Annotated in this window: 17 protein-coding genes; 11 read left to right on the top strand and 6 right to left on the bottom strand. The window is 70.7% G+C overall.

Annotated features, from left to right (window positions below; all coding sequences use genetic code 11):
* Positions 1 to 126: 126 nt before the first annotated feature.
* Positions 127 to 813: a DUF4190 domain-containing protein gene (locus ACFWBQ_RS36180; RefSeq protein WP_385507489.1), complete on the bottom strand. Its 687-nt coding sequence runs from the start codon at positions 811 to 813 to the stop codon at positions 127 to 129.
* Between the two features lie 118 nt (positions 814 to 931).
* Between ACFWBQ_RS36180 and ACFWBQ_RS36185 the strand changes: the two genes are divergently transcribed.
* The 6 genes from ACFWBQ_RS36185 to ACFWBQ_RS36210 all read left to right on the top strand — a co-directional run bounded on the left by ACFWBQ_RS36185 (position 932) and on the right by ACFWBQ_RS36210 (position 6726).
* Positions 932 to 1966, top strand: a complete 1035-nt coding sequence (locus ACFWBQ_RS36185) for an adenosine deaminase (protein ID WP_385507491.1) — start codon at positions 932 to 934, stop codon at positions 1964 to 1966.
* A gap of 22 nt (positions 1967 to 1988) precedes the next feature.
* The gene (locus ACFWBQ_RS36190; RefSeq protein WP_385507493.1) at positions 1989 to 2693 is read left to right on the top strand and encodes a glycerophosphodiester phosphodiesterase; all 705 of its coding nucleotides are present in this window, start codon (positions 1989 to 1991) and stop codon (positions 2691 to 2693) included.
* Positions 2694 to 2756: 63 nt separating this feature from the next.
* Positions 2757 to 3557, top strand: a complete 801-nt coding sequence (locus tag ACFWBQ_RS36195) for an SAM-dependent methyltransferase (protein ID WP_385507494.1) — start codon at positions 2757 to 2759, stop codon at positions 3555 to 3557.
* Complete coding sequence (locus ACFWBQ_RS36200) at positions 3557 to 4735, top strand: sensor histidine kinase (protein WP_385507497.1); 1179 nt, start codon at positions 3557 to 3559, stop codon at positions 4733 to 4735. Before ACFWBQ_RS36195 ends, ACFWBQ_RS36200 begins: the two co-directional genes overlap by 1 nt.
* On the top strand, positions 4732 to 5460 hold the full coding sequence (locus tag ACFWBQ_RS36205; RefSeq protein WP_385507499.1) for a response regulator: 729 nt from the start codon (positions 4732 to 4734) through the stop codon (positions 5458 to 5460). Before ACFWBQ_RS36200 ends, ACFWBQ_RS36205 begins: the two co-directional genes overlap by 4 nt.
* A gap of 72 nt (positions 5461 to 5532) precedes the next feature.
* Positions 5533 to 6726 carry a serine hydrolase domain-containing protein gene (locus ACFWBQ_RS36210; protein ID WP_385507501.1) on the top strand — a complete coding sequence of 398 codons (1194 nt, stop codon included), beginning with the start codon at positions 5533 to 5535 and terminating at the stop codon, positions 6724 to 6726.
* A gap of 4 nt (positions 6727 to 6730) precedes the next feature.
* On the opposite strand, the gene ACFWBQ_RS36215 is transcribed toward ACFWBQ_RS36210, so the two are convergent.
* From ACFWBQ_RS36215 to ACFWBQ_RS36225, 3 genes are all read right to left on the bottom strand, one after another.
* The gene (locus ACFWBQ_RS36215; protein WP_385507503.1) at positions 6731 to 7279 is read right to left on the bottom strand and encodes a hypothetical protein; all 549 of its coding nucleotides are present in this window, start codon (positions 7277 to 7279) and stop codon (positions 6731 to 6733) included.
* An 84-nt stretch (positions 7280 to 7363) separates the two neighbouring features.
* Positions 7364 to 8527 carry a spermidine/putrescine ABC transporter substrate-binding protein gene (locus ACFWBQ_RS36220; RefSeq protein WP_385507506.1) on the bottom strand — a complete coding sequence of 388 codons (1164 nt, stop codon included), beginning with the start codon at positions 8525 to 8527 and terminating at the stop codon, positions 7364 to 7366.
* 186 nt (positions 8528 to 8713) lie between these two features.
* Positions 8714 to 10153, bottom strand: coding sequence for a gamma-aminobutyraldehyde dehydrogenase (locus tag ACFWBQ_RS36225; RefSeq protein ID WP_385507508.1), 1440 nt, complete (start codon positions 10151 to 10153; stop codon positions 8714 to 8716).
* Between the two features lie 177 nt (positions 10154 to 10330).
* On the opposite strand from ACFWBQ_RS36225, the gene ACFWBQ_RS36230 reads away from it, so the two are divergent.
* From ACFWBQ_RS36230 to ACFWBQ_RS36250, 5 genes are all read left to right on the top strand, one after another.
* Positions 10331 to 10822, top strand: coding sequence for an Lrp/AsnC family transcriptional regulator (locus ACFWBQ_RS36230; RefSeq protein ID WP_385507510.1), 492 nt, complete (start codon positions 10331 to 10333; stop codon positions 10820 to 10822).
* Positions 10807 to 12186 (top strand): aspartate aminotransferase family protein, encoded by a 1380-nt coding sequence (locus ACFWBQ_RS36235; RefSeq protein ID WP_385507513.1) that lies wholly within the window; start codon positions 10807 to 10809, stop codon positions 12184 to 12186. Before ACFWBQ_RS36230 ends, ACFWBQ_RS36235 begins: the two co-directional genes overlap by 16 nt.
* A 216-nt stretch (positions 12187 to 12402) precedes the next feature.
* The gene (locus tag ACFWBQ_RS36240; RefSeq protein WP_385507515.1) at positions 12403 to 13140 is read left to right on the top strand and encodes an ABC transporter ATP-binding protein; all 738 of its coding nucleotides are present in this window, start codon (positions 12403 to 12405) and stop codon (positions 13138 to 13140) included.
* Entirely contained in the window at positions 13122 to 14285 is a 1164-nt protein-coding gene (locus tag ACFWBQ_RS36245; protein ID WP_385507518.1) for a hypothetical protein, read from the top strand. Before ACFWBQ_RS36240 ends, ACFWBQ_RS36245 begins: the two co-directional genes overlap by 19 nt.
* Before the next feature lie 34 nt (positions 14286 to 14319).
* A complete protein-coding gene (locus ACFWBQ_RS36250) occupies positions 14320 to 15438 on the top strand; it encodes an LOG family protein (protein ID WP_385507519.1) in 1119 nt (372 codons plus the stop codon).
* A gap of 22 nt (positions 15439 to 15460) precedes the next feature.
* Here ACFWBQ_RS36250 and ACFWBQ_RS36255 read toward each other — a convergent pair whose 3' ends face one another.
* Positions 15461 to 15913, bottom strand: a complete 453-nt coding sequence (locus ACFWBQ_RS36255) for an SRPBCC domain-containing protein (RefSeq protein ID WP_385507521.1) — start codon at positions 15911 to 15913, stop codon at positions 15461 to 15463.
* A gap of 70 nt (positions 15914 to 15983) precedes the next feature.
* Positions 15984 to 17015: an ABC transporter ATP-binding protein gene (locus tag ACFWBQ_RS36260; RefSeq protein ID WP_385507523.1), complete on the bottom strand. Its 1032-nt coding sequence runs from the start codon at positions 17013 to 17015 to the stop codon at positions 15984 to 15986.

Raw genomic sequence — 17015 nt, forward strand, 5'->3', positions numbered from 1 at the left:
ACCCTCCTGTGTTGTGCTCTGAGGTTTTTAGTCCGGCCGCCCAGTGGGCCGTGCCCCCCACCGTCGGGGGGGGGGGGTGCTGGGCTCGCCCCCCCCCGCCCCCGCCACGGGCGGCGGTTCCTGCGGTCAGCTCGTGCCGCCGACGACCAGTGAGGTCGAGTACGGATCGTCGTAGTCGTAGTCATCGCTGCCGGACTCGTCATTGGCGACGGCCCAGATCAGGAATCCGAGGAACACCGCGCCGATCAGAACGGCGATCGAGCCCAGGATGATCCCGGCGAGCGCCATGCCGCCGTTGGTCGCTTCTCCCCGCTTGGCGCGGCCTCGGCCGATGATGCCGAAGATCAGCGCGAGGATCCCGAGAATGACGCCGAGTCCCCACATGCAGAAGCCGACCACCGCGATGATGCCGAGCACCATCGCCGCGATCCCGAGCCCGTTCGCGGGCGCCGGGCCCCAGGCCGGCTGGCCGCCGTAGCCGGGGTATCCCGGGTAGCCGCCGTACGGAGCGGCGGGCGCCACGGGCGCGGCCGGGTAGCCGTACTGTCCTGCGGGCGGCGGGGTGGGCTGCCCCGGTCCGTTCGGAGCGATCGGCGGTGGCGGTACGTCGGCCTGCGGCGGCCCGAAGCCTCCGCCTGCCCCGGGTATCTGCCCGGTTCCCGGATCGACACCCGGCATGGACGTGACCGTCTGCTGGTCGTGCACGCCCGGCGGACGGGGGTCGGCGGCCGGCTTGCCCAGCTCCACCCTGCTCTCCGGCGGTGCCCATGGATCGCGCGGCCCGCCCCCGGGCTGCTGTGTGTTGTCTGACATGGGCCTCCCCCATCGTGGTCCCGCCATGCTACGGCCCGCCGTCGGGCGGCCGGGCCCCGCCTACGATGATCGGTGCAGCCGGTGCGCCCGGCCGATATCCGAGATCCGGGAGAATCCGATGAACAATCTGCACCCCTTCATCGCGGGGCTGCCCAAGGCCGAGCTCCACGTCCACCACGTCGGTTCCGCCTCGCCCCGCATCGTGGCCGAACTGGCGGCCCACCACCCGGACTCCAAGGTCCCCACCGACCCGGAGGCGTTGGCGGACTTCTTCACCTTCACCGACTTCGGGCACTTCATCGACGTCTACCTCTCGGTGGTGGACCTGATCCGCACCCCCGAGGACGTCCGCCTGCTGACGTTCGAGGTCGCCCGGGACATGGCACGGCAGAACATCCGGTACGCGGAGCTGACCGTCACCCCGTTCAGTTCGACCCGTCGGGGCATCCCGGAGCAGGGCTTCATGGAGGCCATCGAGGACGCCCGGAAGGCCGCCGCGGCCGAGCTCGGAGTCGTCCTGCGCTGGTGCTTCGACATCCCGGGCGAGGCCGGTCTCGAGGCCGCCGAGGAGACCGCCCGGCTCGCCCTGGACCTGCGGCCCGAGGGGCTCGTCTCCTTCGGTCTCGGCGGACCCGAGGTCGGGGTGGACCGCCCGCAGTTCAAGCCCTACTTCGACCGGGCGATCGCCGCGGGCCTGCACTCCGTTCCGCACGCCGGGGAGACCACGGGCCCGCAGACCGTCTGGGACGCGCTCACCGCACTGCGTGCCGAGCGCATCGGCCACGGCACCAGCTCCGTCCAGGACCCGAAGCTGCTGGCCCATCTCGCCGAGCACCGCATCGCGCTGGAGGTCTGCCCGACGTCGAACATCGCCACCCGCGCCGTCGCCGACATCGAACTGCACCCTGTGAGGGAGATGGTCGAGGCGGGTGTCCTCGTCACGATCAACAGCGACGATCCACCGATGTTCGGCACCGACCTCAACAACGAGTACGCGGTGGCGGCCCGGCTGCTCGGTCTGGACGAGCGCGGAGTGGCCGGCCTGGCGAAGAACGCGGTGGAGGCCTCGTACCTCGACCCGGCGGGCAAGCGGACACTGGCCGCCGAGATCGACACGTACACGGCGAACTGGCTGGAGACTCCCGGCCGGTGACCTCCGAGGTCACAATGGACGCATGGCCACCACCGTCACCGCCGTGGGACATCGCGGCGATCCGTACCGTGCCCGCGAGAACACGCTCCCCTCGATCCGCTCCGCCCTCGAACGGGGGGCGGACGCGGTGGAGATCGATGTCCGCGTCACCCGTGACGGAGTACCCGTCCTTCTCCACGACGCCACCCTGGAGCGTCTGTGGGGTCACGACATCCGCCTGGACCGGATCGATCACCGGGAGCTCGTGGAGGTGACCGGCGGCGGGGTCCCCACCCTGCGCGAGGCGCTGTCCGCCGTCGGTGCCCACCGGGTCATGGTGGACCTGCCCGGTTCCACGGACGCATCGGTGCGGGCGACCGTCGGTGCGGTCCGTGAGTGCGGGGCGGGCGAGCGTGTGTACTACTGCGCCGGCCCGGCGGCCATGCTGCGGGTGCGCGCCGCGGATCCGTCCGCCGAGATCGCACTGACCTGGACGTCGCTCGCACCGCCCCGCCCCGTACTGCTGGACGCCGTGAAGCCGCACTGGCTGAACTACCGGTTCGGTCTGGTGGGCGGTGAACTGACGGACCGCATCCACCGGGACGGGCTGCTGGTCTCCGCCTGGACGGCCGACACCAGGCGCACGATGCGCCGGCTGATCGCGTACGGCGTCGACTCGATCACCACCAACCGGATCGACGTCCTGCGCGCTCTGCTGGTCAACTCTTCGCCTGGCGACGCTTCTTGATCGGTCCGGCATCATGGGTGCCGCATCATTCGTGATGTCCCCACCGGCGCCCGAGGAGCAGACGTGACCGACCCCCGCACGGCACCCGCCCGTGTCCGTTCCGACATCGCCCACAACGCCCGCGTGTGGAACTACTGGCTGGGCGGCCAGGACAACTACCCCGTGGACCGGGTGGTCGGCGACCGGGTCACCGGCATGTATCCGAGCATCGGCGAAGTGGCGCGCGCCGACCGCGCGTTCCTCGGCCGGGTGGTGCACCATCTGGCCGGGGACGTCGGCATCGGCCAGTTCCTGGACATAGGCACCGGCCTGCCGACCGTGAACAACACCCACGAGGTCGCCCAGCACACGGCTCCCGACGCCCGCATCGTCTATGTCGACAACGACCCGGCCGTGCTCGCGCACGCCCGTTCCCTGCTCACCAGCTCCCCCGAAGGAGCCACCGAGTACCTCGACGCGGACGCCCGCGATCCGGAGCGCATCCTGAGCGCCGCGGAGCGGACCCTGGATCTGGGGCGCCCGGTCGCCGTGATGATGCTCGGCATCCTCAACTTCGTCCTGGACACGGACGAGGCGCGGTCCGTCGTGGCCGGGCTGATGGACCCGCTGCCGTCCGGCAGCCACCTGGTGCTCACCCACCCCACGCTGGAGCTGGGTGGCGAGGGCAACGAGGCCGCGATGCGATTCTGGAACAAGAACGCCACCCCGCCGATCACGGCCCGCAGCCGCTTCGAGTTCGTCTCGTTCCTCGACGGCCTGGACATCCTGGACCCGGGCATCGTGTCGTGCTCCCGCTGGCGCGCCGACGGCCGTACCGGAGGCCCCGAAGTCGCCCAGTTCGGCGCAGTGGGCCGGAAGCCCTGATGCGGATACCGGGGCGCCGGTGGCTTCCACGCCGGGCGTGGGCCGTCGACGTCGGCGTCGCCCTGCTGGTGCAGGCCGCCGTCACCATGCCGTTCGTGGTGCCCCGCTCGGCCGACCTCCCCGCGGCCACCTGGCCCTCGTACGGCCTGACGACGCTGACCGTTCTGCCGCTGGTGGCCCGCCGGCGGGCCCCGGTCGCCGTGCTGCTCCTGGTGCTCGCCGCCGGCGCCCTGTACAAGTTCTCCGTCGACGGTCCGGGACAGCCCCTGCCGTACACCGGACTGGTGGCCTTCTACACCGTGGCCGAGCTGTCCTCGCCGCGGCGGCGGGCGGCAGTGGCGGCGCTGGTCCTCGCGGCGGTGTTCCCGTCGGTGGCGCGGAACACCGGTGAGGCCAGGGAGCTGCTGTTCTCGCTGTTCGTGTTCGCGGCGGCGTACGCCTTCGGGCGGTTCACCCACACCCGCAAGGCGTACATCCGGGCGATGGAGGACCGGGCGCGGCAACAGGAAGCGACCCACCGGATCGAGGCGGAGCAGGCCGCCGCCCGGGAACGGGCCCGGATCGCCCGGGAGATGCACGACATCCTCTCCCACGCGGTGAGCCTGATGATCGTGCAGGCGGAGGCCGGCCCGGTGGCGGTGCGTACGGCGCCGGAACGTGCGGAGGCCGCGTTCGACGCCATCTCGGAGACCGGCCGGGACGCGATGGTGCAGCTGCGCCGGATGCTCGGCGTGCTGCGGGAGGACGGTCCCGGACAGCCGCCCCCACCGCGTTCCCCGCAGCCCGCACTGGCCGAGCTGCCGGGTCTGCTGGAACGGGTACGGGCCGGGGGACCGGCGGTGGCGTACACGACGACGGGGCAGCCGCGGCCGCTTCCGGCAGACTCGGAGGCCACGGTCTACCGGATCGTGCAGGAGGCGCTGACGAACGTGGTCAAGCACGCCCGAGCGCACCGCGCACATGTCGAACTCGAATACTCGAGGACGGGGTTGACCATCACCGTCACGGACGACGGGCGAGGCCCGGGGGGCACGACCGGGCTCGGGCTGGCCGGCATCCGGGAGCGGGCGGCCGCGCACGGCGGCACGGCCCGGGCCGGGGTGGGCCCCGGGGGCGAGGGGTTCCAGGTGCTCGTCGCCCTGCCCCTTGTAACCTCCCCCGAGGGGGTGGGGAGTTGACGATCCGAGTGGTGGTGGCCGACGACCAGGAGCTGGTACGCAGCGGCTTCGCGATGATCCTGGACGCGCAGCCCGACATCGAGGTCCTCGCCGAGGCGGGGGACGGCGCGCAGGCGTTGGACGCGGTGCGCAGGCTGCGGCCGGACGTCGCACTGCTGGACATCCGGATGCCCGTCATGGACGGTATCGAGTCCTGCCGGGCCATCAGCGCCCAGACCGCCTGCCGCACGGTCATGCTGACGACGTTCGACTCGGACGAGTACGTCTACGAGGCCCTGCACGCGGGCGCGAGCGGCTTTCTGCTCAAGGACGTCCGGCGCGACGACCTGGTGCACGCAGTACGGGTGGTGGCGGCAGGGGACTCGTTGCTCGCCCCGTCCGTGGCCCGTCGGCTGATCGCCGAATACACCTCGCGCCCGGCGGTCCGGCCCGCGCCGGAGCCGGAACGGCTGGCGGCGCTCACCGCCCGCGAGCGGGAGACGCTGCTGCATCTGGCGCGTGGCCTGTCCAACGCGGAGATCGCGGCCGCGCTCGTGGTCAGCGAGCACACGGTCAAGACCCACGTGGGCAATGTGCTGTCCAAACTGGGGCTGCGGGACCGCATCCAGGCGGTCATCTGCGCGTACGAGACGGGGCTCGTCGCTCCCTCGCCGGAGGGAGGGGCCGCTCCGCCCTCCCCCGCACAGGGGAGGAGGTCTCCCCCGCAGGACCCCTCGGGCGGGTGATCCGCGGAAGGCCGGGGACGAACAGGATGGATCCGTCGAGCAGTTACGGATTCCACTCCCCCGGAGGCACCGATGAACACCCGCACCCGCACGCTTCTCGCCGGAGCCCTCGTCCTCGCTGTCGTGACGGGCCCGGCCGCACCCGCCCTCGCGAGCAACCCTGCCGCTGCGGCCCGCTCCGGCGCACGCTCCGACGAGATCCCCGAGGCGGCGGCGCTGCGCGCGGCGATCTCCGAACTCCCGACCGAGGACGCCACCGCCGCACTCGTACGGGTGGGCGGCAGCGCCGGCACCTGGCGCGGCAGCGCGGGCGTGCACGATCTGACCTCGAACCGTCCGGCCGATCCGCGGGCACGGTTCCGGGCCGGATCGGTGACCAAGGTCTTCACCGCGGCCACGGCCCTGCAACTGGCGGGCGAGGGGAGGCTGGACCTCGACCGGACGGCCAGGCACTACCTCCCGGATCTGATCCCCGCCGCGTACGGGCAGGTCACCGTCCGGCAGCTGCTCAACCACACCAGCGGGATACCGGCCGCGACGGGGCCCGGCGAGACCATCGAGGAGTGGTACGCGCACCGCTTCGACCTGCACACACCGCGCGCCACGGTCGCCTCGGCCACGGCGAAGGACCCGGAGTTCGCACCCGGCCGGAGCCAGCACTACCTCAACATCAACTACACGGTGCTGGGGCTCCTGATCGAGAAGGTGACCGGCGACTCCTACGCTCACCAGGTGAGTGCGCGCGTCCTGCGCCCGCTGGGTCTGCGCTCCACGTCGTTCCCCGGTACCGATCCGCGTATCCGGGGCCCGCACAATCACGGCTACCAGGCGTTCGGCACACCCGGCGGAGGAACGGAGCTGAGGGACGTGTCGGTGTGGGGGGCCACCGACGCCTGGGCGGCGGGGGACATCATCTCGACCACCGCCGATCTGGAGCGCTTCACCACGGCGCTGTTCCGGGGACAGGTGGTGCGCGGTCCGCTGCTGGAGGAGATGTTCACGCTGCCCGACTCCTCCGTACGCACGTACAGAACCGGCGAGCCCGCCCAGTTCAGCGCGGGTCTGAGTGTGATGACCCTGGGCGGGCGCCAGGTCTGGGGGAAGACGGGTGGCCGCTGGGGGTACAACTCGGTGGTGGCGGCCACCCGTGATCTGTCCCGGACGCTGGTGTACAGCATCAACTCGACGGACGCGAAGGGCCAGGACGTGAATGCCACGGCAATGGACGTCGTCGTGGCGGCGTTCGGCGCCCCGTCGGCCGGGTGAGCCGTCAGCCGGTGGAGTCAGGCAGGGTGAGTCGGGCCGGCACCGGCACAGGCGCCTTCTGCACCGCTTCCAGTCCCTTGATCATGCGGCGGACGACGAGCAGCGGGAGGATGCCGAAGACCCCGAAGGACATGTCGATGACGGTCCACCAGAAGGGGATGTCCCGGATCGGTCCGCAGATCAGGGCCAGCGGGATGATCCCGGCGCAGGCGATCATGCCGAACTCGATGACCCAGATGTTGCGGACCGGATCGCGGTAGGGACCGTAGAAGGCGACCGCGATGACCAGGTGGGCGAAGGCCAGCCAGTCGGTGCCGTAGAGCACGAAGGGGTAGTTCGCGTCGGCCTCGTCGAGGCCGGTGCGGACCCTGCTGATCCACTCCATCAGGGCCGGAAAGTGCTCGGGGACGGGAGAGGCGGATGACCTCAACAGGTCCTCCACCCAGTGGAGTTCGTGCACCAGCGGGAAGGCGGTCAGACCGCTCAGCACCAGGCAGACGATGAAGAGGACCAACCACACGCGTATACGCCGCAAGAGGGCTCGCTCGCTCATGTCCGCAGCGTACGCCCATCATGAACATGTTCAAAAGCCGGGGTGACACGTCAGGAACGGCCCTCCTGGCAGCTCGGTGGCCGCTCAGAGGCCGACGATGGAGTTCCACCTCTTCGCGAAGCCGGTGCGCTCCTCGGAGGTGATGTCGCGGGCGACAGCCAGCCGTTCCCGTATCGCGCCGTCGGGGAAGATCAGCGGATCCTCGGCCAGCGCGGCGGTCTCCTCGTCCTTCGAGGAGGCCAGGACCTCGCGGGCGGCCGGCACCGGGCAGACGTAGTTGACCCAGGTGGCCAGTTCGGCGGCGACCTCCGGCTCGTAGTAGTAGTCGACGAGCCTCTCCGCATTGCGCTTGTGGCCGGCCAGGTCGGGGATCATGAGCGACTCCGCCCAGAGCTCGGCCCCCTCCTCGGGCACCACGAACTCGATGCCCGGGTTGTCGGCCTGGAGCTGGATGACATCCCCGGAGTACGCCTGGCAGGCGAGCACATCGCCGTTGGCCAGGTCCTTGATGTAGTCGTTGCCGGTGAAGCGGCGGATGTGCCGGGATCGCACACGCCTCTCCACCTGCTCGCACACCCGGTGGAAATCGTCGGCGGTCCACCGGGTGATGTCGGCCCCGTTGCCCTGCATGAGCAGGGCGAACGCCTCGTCGAGCCCGGAGAGCAGCGTCACCCTGCCGCGCAGATCGTCCGCCCAGAGCTCGCTCGTGTGCCGGATCTCCCGGCCGAGCTTCGCGCGGTTGTACGCGATGCCGGTGATCCCGGACTGCCATGGCACGCAGTGCAGCCGCCCCTCGTCGAACGCGGGTGAACGCAACTGCGGGTCCAGGTACTTGGCGACATTGGGCTGCTTCGCCCGGTCCATCTCCTGCACCCAGCCGAGACGTACGAACCGGGCGGCCATCCAGTCGCTGACGACGACGAGGTCCCGGCCCGTCGACTGGTGGTTCATCAGCGCCGGGCTGATCTTCCCGAAGAACTCGTCGTTGTCGTTGATCTCCTCGGTGTACGTGACGGAGATCCCGGTACGCCGGGAGAACGCGTCGAGCGTGGGCCGCTTCGACTCGTCCTCGTCGTCGGTGTCGATGTAGAGCGGCCAGTTGGCGAAGTGGAGCGAGCGGTCGCTGTCCGAGCGGTCGCGTCCGGAGCGGTCACCGGGCTCCACATAGGCGGCGGGCACTCCGCAGCCGGCCAGGGTGGCACCGGCCGCTCCCCCGCCGAGGGCGCGCAGCAGGGAACGACGGGGCATGAGGTGTTCCGGAATCGAGCGCACCCGCGCAGGATGCCGGTACGGCACGGCGGCGGGCAATGGACCAACCGTCCAGCGGAAGCCGCCCCGTACGCACATCATGTCCATGACGCGTGCCCCGCTCGCAGGCTCCCGGGACGCCGAACGGCCCCGGGCCGGAGCCCGGGGCCGTCGCGCGCGGCTCCGTCAGTCGTCGAGCGACGTCATGACGTGCTTGATCCGGGTGTAGTCCTCGAAGCCGTAGGCGGAGAGGTCCTTGCCGTAGCCGGACTTCTTGAATCCGCCGTGCGGCATCTCGGCGACGAGCGGGATGTGGGTGTTGATCCACACACAGCCGAAGTCGAGGTTCTTGGACATCCGCATCGCGCGGCCGTGGTCCTTGGTCCACACCGAGGAGGCCAGCGCGTACTCGACGCCGTTGGCGTACTCGAGCGCCTGGGCCTCGTCCGTGAACGACTGGACGGTGATGACGGGGCCGAACACCTCGTGCTGGATGATCTCGTCGTCCTGCTCGAGGCCGGAGACGACGGTCGGGGCGTAGAAGTAGCCCTTGTCGCCGACCCGGTGGCCGCCCGCCTCGACCTTGGCGTGCGCGGGGAGCCGCTCGATGAATCCGCTGACCTGCGCCAGCTGGTTGGCGTTGTTGAGCGGGCCGTACAGCACGTCCGCGTCGTCCGGCAGGCCGGTCTTCGTGTCGGCCGCCGCCTTGGCGAGCGCGGTGACGAACTCGTCGTGGATGGACTCGTGGACCATGACGCGGGTCGCGGCCGTACAGTCCTGGCCGGCGTTGAAGTAGCCCGCGACGGAGATACCCTCGACGGCCTTGGCGATGTCGGTGTCCTCGAAGACCACGACCGGGGCCTTGCCGCCGAGCTCCAGGTGGACGCGCTTGACGTCCTTGGCGGCGGACTCGGCGACCTGCATACCGGCCCGTACCGAGCCGGTGATGGAGGCCATCGCCGGCGTCGGGTGCTCGACCATCGCACGGCCGGTCTCGCGGTCGCCGCAGATGACGTTGAAGACTCCCTTGGGAAGGATCTGCCCGATGATCTCGGCGATCAGCACGGTCGACGCCGGGGTGGTGTCGGACGGCTTGATGACGACGGTGTTGCCCGCGGCGAGCGCCGGGGCGAACTTCCAGACGGCCATCATCATCGGGTAGTTCCACGGGGCGACCTGCGCACAGACGCCCACGGGCTCGCGGCGCACGATCGAGGTGAGGCCCTCCATGTACTCGCCGGCCGAGCGGCCCTCGAGCAGCCGGGCGGCACCCGCGAAGAAGCGGATCTGGTCCACCATCGGCGGGATCTCTTCGGTACGGGTGAGCTCCAGCGGCTTGCCCGTGTTCTCCGACTCCGCCGCGACGAGGTCCTCCGCCCTCTCCTCGAAGGCGTCCGCGATCTTCAGCAGCGCCTTCTGGCGCTCGGCGGGCGTCACGTCGCGCCATGCGGGAAACGCGGCGGCGGCAGCGTCCATGGCGGCGTCGACGTCGGCCTGTCCGGAGAGCGGGGAGGTCGCGTAGACCTCTTCCGTCACCGGGTTGACCACGTCGATGGTCCGCCCGTCCGCGGCGTCCCGGAACTCTCCGTTGATGTAGTTGCGCAGACGGCGCACGTCGGTGGTCACAACCACCACTCCTGTCGGCTGTCCGATGGGTGAGACTTCCACCCTAAACGCTGCGGTGACGCTTTCGACATACCCAACCGCCGGGAACTTCGGATTCGGTGATATCAGGGCACCCAGACAACGAATTTCATCGATTCAGGCTTGCCAGACAGACGAGTCGGGGTGCAGAGTGGATGCGTGGCCAGTCGTAGCGCAGACTCCAGGACCGGGAACGGATCGTCGCCCGCGGTCGATGCCGTATCCCTCGCAATCATCGAGCAGCTCCAGGAGGACGGCCGTCGGCCGTACGCCGCCATAGGCAAGGCCGTGGGCCTGTCCGAAGCGGCCGTGCGCCAGCGCGTCCAGAAGCTGCTCGACCAGGGCGTGATGCAGATCGTCGCCGTCACCGACCCGCTGACCGTGGGGTTCCGGCGCCAGGCCATGGTCGGCATCAACGTCGAGGGCGATGTCGACCCGGTGGCCGAGGCACTGTCGGCGATGACCGAATGCGAGTACGTGGTGATGACCGCGGGCTCCTTCGACCTGATGGTGGAGATCGTCTGCGAGGACGACGACCACCTGCTGGAGACGATCAACAAACGCATCCGGGCCATACCCGGGGTGCGCTCCACCGAGAGCTTCGTCTACCTCAAGCTAAAGAAGCAGACCTACATGTGGGGAACCCGATAGCCGTGAGCAAGGACCTCAGCCGCACCGCGTACGACCACCTGTGGATGCACTTCACCCGCATGTCGGACTACGAGAACGCGCCCGTTCCCACCATCGTGCGTGGCGAGGGCACCTACATCTACGACGACCAGGGCAAGCGCTACCTCGACGGCCTGTCCGGCCTCTTCGTGGTGAACGCCGGACACGGCCGCCATGAGCTCGCCGAGGCCGCGTACAAGCAGGCGCAGGAGCTGGCCTTCTTCCCGGTGTGGTCCTACGCCCACCCGAAAGCCGTGGAGCTGGCCGAGCGCCTCGCCGTCCACGCACCGGGTGACCTCAACAAGGTCTTCTTCACCACCGGTGGCGGTGAGGCCGTCGAGACCGCCTGGAAGCTGGCCAAGCAGTACTTCAAGCTCAAGGGCAAGCCGACCAAGTACAAGGTCATCTCGCGTGCGGTCGCCTATCACGGCACTCCGCAGGGCGCCCTGTCGATCACCGGCCTGCCGGCCCTGAAGGCCCCCTTCGAGCCGCTGGTCCCCGGCGCCCGCAAGGTGCCGAACACCAACATCTACCGCGCGCCGCTCTTCGGCGACGACCCGGAGGCCTTCGGCCGCTGGGCCGCCGACCAGATCGAGCAGGAGATCCTCTTCGAGGGCGAGGACACCGTCGCCGCGGTCTTCCTGGAGCCCGTGCAGAACGCCGGTGGCTGTTTCCCGCCGCCGCCGGGCTACTTCCAGCGCGTCCGCGAGATCTGCGACAAGTACGACGTGCTGCTCGTCTCCGACGAGGTCATCTGCGCCTTCGGCCGGCTCGGCACGATGTTCGCCTGCGACAAGTTCGGCTACGTACCGGACATGATCACCTGCGCCAAGGGCATGACCTCGGGCTACTCCCCCATCGGCGCCTGCATCATCTCCGACCGCCTGGCCGAGCCGTTCTACGAGGGCGACAACACCTTCCTGCACGGCTACACCTTCGGCGGCCACCCGGTCTCCGCCGCGGTCGGTCTCGCCAACCTCGACATCTTCGAGCGCGAGGGTCTCAACCAGCACGTCCTGGACAACGAGAACGCCTTCCTCACCACGCTCCAGAAGCTGCACGACCTGCCGATCGTCGGTGACGTCCGCGGCAACGGCTTCTTCTACGGCATCGAGCTGGTGAAGGACAAGGCCACCAAGGAGACCTTCACCGACGAGGAGACCGAGCGCGTCCTGTACGGCTTCCTCTCCAAGGCGCTGTACGAGAACGGCCTGTATTGCCGGGCCGACGACCGCGGGGACCCGGTCGTCCAGCTTGCTCCGCCGCTGATCTCCGACCAGTCGACGTTCGACGAGATCGAAGGCATCCTGCGGGGCGTCCTGACGGAGGCCTGGACGAAGCTCTGACCGACGCTCCGGCCACCGGCCGGACCGCTTCCGGCAGTCATTTCATACGGTCCACGCGGCCCGGATACACCCGTTCGAGTGAGAAGGGGTGCATCCGGGCCGCGTGCTGTCCCGACACCCCGGTCCGACTCCCTAGCGTGCCGAGTGACCGATCGGCCCTGACTTCGTTCCCCCGTACGGGGGACGGGAAATCTGATCTGAACCGAGGTGTACGCCATGGTTGCCCCGCCGGACAACGACGTGATCTGGGCACGTTCCCTGCACCACTCCCACAATGGATCACCGGGGCTCGTCGGTGTCTCCCTGAACGTCCGCGACGGTGAGGTCGTCGCCGTGACAGGCCCCCGGGGCAGCGGCAAGACGACGCTGCTGCACTGCCTCTCCGGCCAGTTGGTGCCCCAGCAGGGCGAAGTCTGGTTCAACAGCGTCCCCGTCCACACCATGGGCCCGCGGCTGCGCGAGCAGCTTCGCCGCGACCGCTTCGGCTGGATCGCCGCCGAGCCCCAGCTCGTCCCGGAACTGACCGCCTGGGAGAACGCCGCCCTCCCGCTGCTGCTGCGGGGCGTCTCGCACCGGGCGGCGAAGAAGGCCGCGACGGAGTGGCTGGAGCGGCTCGACATCGGCATGCTCGCCAAGAAGCGCCCGCACACGCTGCTCCAGGCGCAGCGTCAGCGGATCTCCGTGGCCCGTGCGCTGACCGCGTCACCGTCCGTGATCTTCGCGGACGAGCCGACCGCGACCCTCCACCGCCCGGAGCGCACACAACTGCTGCGCACCCTCACCACGGCGGCACGGTCCCACGGCATCACGGTCGTGCTCGCCACCCATGACGCCGAGGTCGCCACCCTCGCCGACCGTGCGGTCTCCCTGCTGGACGGCCGCCGCGTCACCACCGTCGCCCTGCCCGCCGTACCGGATACAGAAGGCCGCTCGGCGTGCTCGCTCTCCGTCTGACGCGCGGTTCCCATCCCCTGGTCCTGACACGGCGGCTGCTCGTCGCCGCCGCGTCGGCCGGGGTCGGCTTCCTGCTCCTGTGCACCCTCGGGTACGCCTCCGCGCACCCTGCGCACGCCTCGACCTCCGTGCTGAGGCTGCTGTGGTGTGCCGTTCCGCTGGCCACGACGGTGCAGTTCGCGGTCGCGGTGGCTCGTACCGATCCGAGCACACGCCCGCGCCCGGGACTCTTCGCCGCCGGTCTCGGGCCGGTCCGGCTGAGCGTGCTCGCCGCCGTGTCCACCGCGGTGTCCACCACGCTGGGATCGATGGTCGCCCTGCTCTTCTTCCTCCACGTGCGGGGCGATCTGACCGGGCTGCCGTTCGACGGCGGAGCAGCCGAACTCCTCGGCGCCGAGGCCCCGTTGCCGCTGGCGGCCGCGCTCGTGCTGCTGTCCCTCGTGCCACTGGCCTCGGCGGCGGCGAGCGGGCTCGCGCTGCGCTCCCGGCCGGTCGCGCCTTCCGAGGCCCAGGCGGCGGAGGAGGCTCTCGCCCCCGCACCGACGCCGACGGGGCTGCCGTGGGGAGTCGCGCTGACGGCCGCCGGCCTCGCTGTCGAGGCGTACGCGAGCCGCGGCTCGGCGGGCAGCCCCCTTCCGCTGCCCGGGAAGCTGGACTCCACTCCGGCGAGCGTGCTCGTGGGCTGGACCCTCACGGCGATCGGTCTGGCCATGGCCGGTCCCGGCCTGACCCATCTCTGCGGACGGCTGCTCCAGGCGGTGCGACCCGGAGCCGTACGTCTGCTGGCGGGAAGGGTGCTGATGAACGAGGCGCGCCGCATCGGCCGTCCGCTCGGGGTCGTCTGCGCGGTGTTGTCCGGGGTGATCGCGGGGTCGGTGCTGTACAACGGGGGGCCGCGCCCCTTCGGCCCGCTCACCGCGCTCGGCGCCGCACTCGTCCTGGGCTGTACGACGGCGACGCTGCTGACCTCCGCTCTGGAGGCCAAGCAGGCCCGGGCCCGTACGGCCGAGACCCTGCTTCGGCTCGGCGCCCCGGCCTCCTCCCTCCGCACCGCCGCCGCCCTGCGGGCGCTGGTGCTGCTGGCCGTCTTCACCCCGCTGACCTGGGTGATCGCGGTGCTGGCGGCCCAGCCTCTGACGAAGTGACACCCGCCGCCGGGGCGGTACGTAGCATGGCGGCGTGGAGAATCCGGACGAGAGCACGTACGCACCCGGCGTCGAGATCGAGACGCTCACCGCATTCGACCTGGCCGTCGCTGCCGGAACCCTGGCCGGCCATCGTGTCCAGTCCGTCGACCTGACGGACCGGGGTGAGACACTCCTCGCGACCGACACCCGGGGCGCGGTCTTCCTCGGCTGCCGCATGGGGCACCGTGCCGAGGCGAAGATACGGGCGGACGGGGCCTTCGTCTTCCCGCCGGTGCCGGGGCTTCCTTTCGACCCGTACCGCGGACTGCTCTACACCCCCGACGCGCTGTACGAGGGCCTTGCGGAGGGCGGTTACGAGTCGACGCCGGACGCGCGGGCGTACAGCTGGTTCCAGCTGACCAAGTCGGACGGCGATGTCTTCGCCTCGATGCTGCGGGCCCTCCACGACGACGCGGTCTCCGACGCCCTGGACGAACACCTCGCCGGGGCACGGGTGGTGGGCGTGATGGGCGGCCACGCGATGGCCCGCGGTTCCCAGGCGTACCGCGGTGCCGCCACGCTCGGCAGGGAGCTGGCCCGCAGCGGTCTGACCGTGGCGACGGGCGGCGGCCCGGGTGCCATGGAAGCGGCCAACCTCGGCGCGTACGCCGCCCCGCACTCCGACGCGATGCTGCTCAAGGCCTGCGAACTCCTCGCCTCGGCGCCGTCGTTCAGTACCTCGGTCACCGACTGGGCGACGGCAGCCTTCGCCGTACGGAGTCGCTGGCCCGACGGCGGATCCTCGGTCGCGATCCCCACCTGGTTCTACGGCCACGAGCCGCCGAACGCCTTCGCGGACCACATCGCCAAGTACTTCGCGAACGCTCTGCGCGAGGACGGGCTGCTGGCCCGCTCGACCGCCGGTGTGATCTTTCTGCCCGGCGCCGCCGGCACCGTACAGGAGATCTTCGACAACGCGACGCCGAACTACTACGAGTCGCGTTCCGCGCCCACGCCGATGGTGCTGGTGAACCGCGCGCACTGGACGGAGAAGCTGCCCGCCTGGCCGCTGCTGAGCGCGCTCGCTGCGGACCGGGCGATGGAGTCCCGTATCGCGCTCGTCGACACGGTGGAGGAGGCCGCCGGGGCACTCGCCCGGCTGACGGGCTGACCCGGCTCGGCGGGCGGCGTGCTCAGCGGGTGGCGAGCCGGACGTCGAGGGCGTCGAAGAACGCCTCCCAGCCGTCCTCGGCCGCCGCGTACTGCTCGGGCGTGAGATCGCCGCCGCGCTGCTGGAAGACCATCTCCGTGGACTTCCTGCTGCGTTCGGTGAAGGTGACCGTGACGATCTCGCCCTCCTCGTCCGCGGGCGCGAGCCTGTCCTTCAGCGTGAAGACGAGGCGCTCGGGCGCGGACACCTCCCGGTACACGCCGTGGAACGGCATCTCCGCGCCGGGCACGACGATGACCAGGCTCCACTCACCGCCCGGAGTGACATCCAGCGACACCCGGTCCAGCGGCACGTCCGCGTCGCCGCCGTACCAGGCGGCGAAGTCCTCGGGGACCGTCCAGGCTGCGAAGACCCGATCCCGCGGTGCCTCGACGACGCGGGTGATGTCGATGCCCTCGCGCGCTGACTCAGTCATGATCCCTGTCCTTTTCGACGATCCCGTGTCCAGGGGATCAGGCTCCGGGGAGCACCGCCAGCCGGAAGGGTCAGACCTCGTCGGCCGGGGACAGGACCACCGTCTCCGCCGCGTCGAACGTCACGCCCACCGTGGCACCCTCCTGCGGGGTGTCCCGCAGCCCGCATTCCGCCTCCAGCACGGGCCCGTCGCCGGGGTGCAGGGTCACGGCGACATGGTGGCCCCGGAAGGTACGCACACCCACCGTGCAGCGCAGCCCGTCCTGCGCGCCGCCGATCCGTACCCCGGCCGGCCGGACCAGCAGTTCGCACCCGCCCTGGGGCGAACCGTCCGGCACCGGCACCGTGCCCCAGGGCGTGTCGGCGGCCGCACCGGTCACCGTCGCGTCCACCACGTTGTCGAAGCCGAGGAACCGGGCGACGAATGCGGAGGCCGGGCGCTGCCAGACCTCCAGAGGGGTCCCCGCCTGGGCGATCCGGCCGTCCCGCATGACCACCACCCGGTCCGCGAGGGCGAAGGCCTCGCCCTGGTCGTGGGTGACGGCGAGCACCGTCGTACCGAGCCGGCCGAAGAGGGTGCGCAGTTCGACGACGAGCCGTTCGCGCAGACTCCGGTCGAGCTGCCCGAGCGGCTCGTCCAGCATCAGCAGTTTCGGGCGGGGTGCGAGCGCCCGGGCGAGGGCCACGCGCTGCTGCTCACCGCCGGACAGGGCGGCGACGGCCCGTCGTCCGGCGCCGGGCAGGCCGACGAGGTCGAGGAGCTCGTCGGCCATGCGGTCACGCTCGGCCCGGGAGACGCCGTGCATCCGCAGCCCGAACGCGACATTCGCGCCGACGTCCCGGTGCGGGAACAGCTGGTGGTCCTGGAACATCAGCCCGACCCCGCGCCGGTGCACGGGCACAGAGGCCTGGTCGGCGCCGTCCAGGAGCACCCGGCCGCCGTCCATCGGCTGCAGCCCGGCGACGACCCGCAACAGCGTGGACTTGCCGCTGCCGCTCGGTCCGAGGACACAGACGATCTCGTGGTCGGCGACCTCCAGGTCCACCGCGTCCAGCGCGGTCCGCTCGCCGAAGCGGACCGTGGCCGAATCCAGTGCCAGCAT

The sequence above is a fragment of the Streptomyces sp. NPDC060035 genome (assembly GCF_042736635.1).
In the GTDB taxonomy this organism is placed as follows: Bacteria; Actinomycetota; Actinomycetes; order Streptomycetales; family Streptomycetaceae; genus Streptomyces.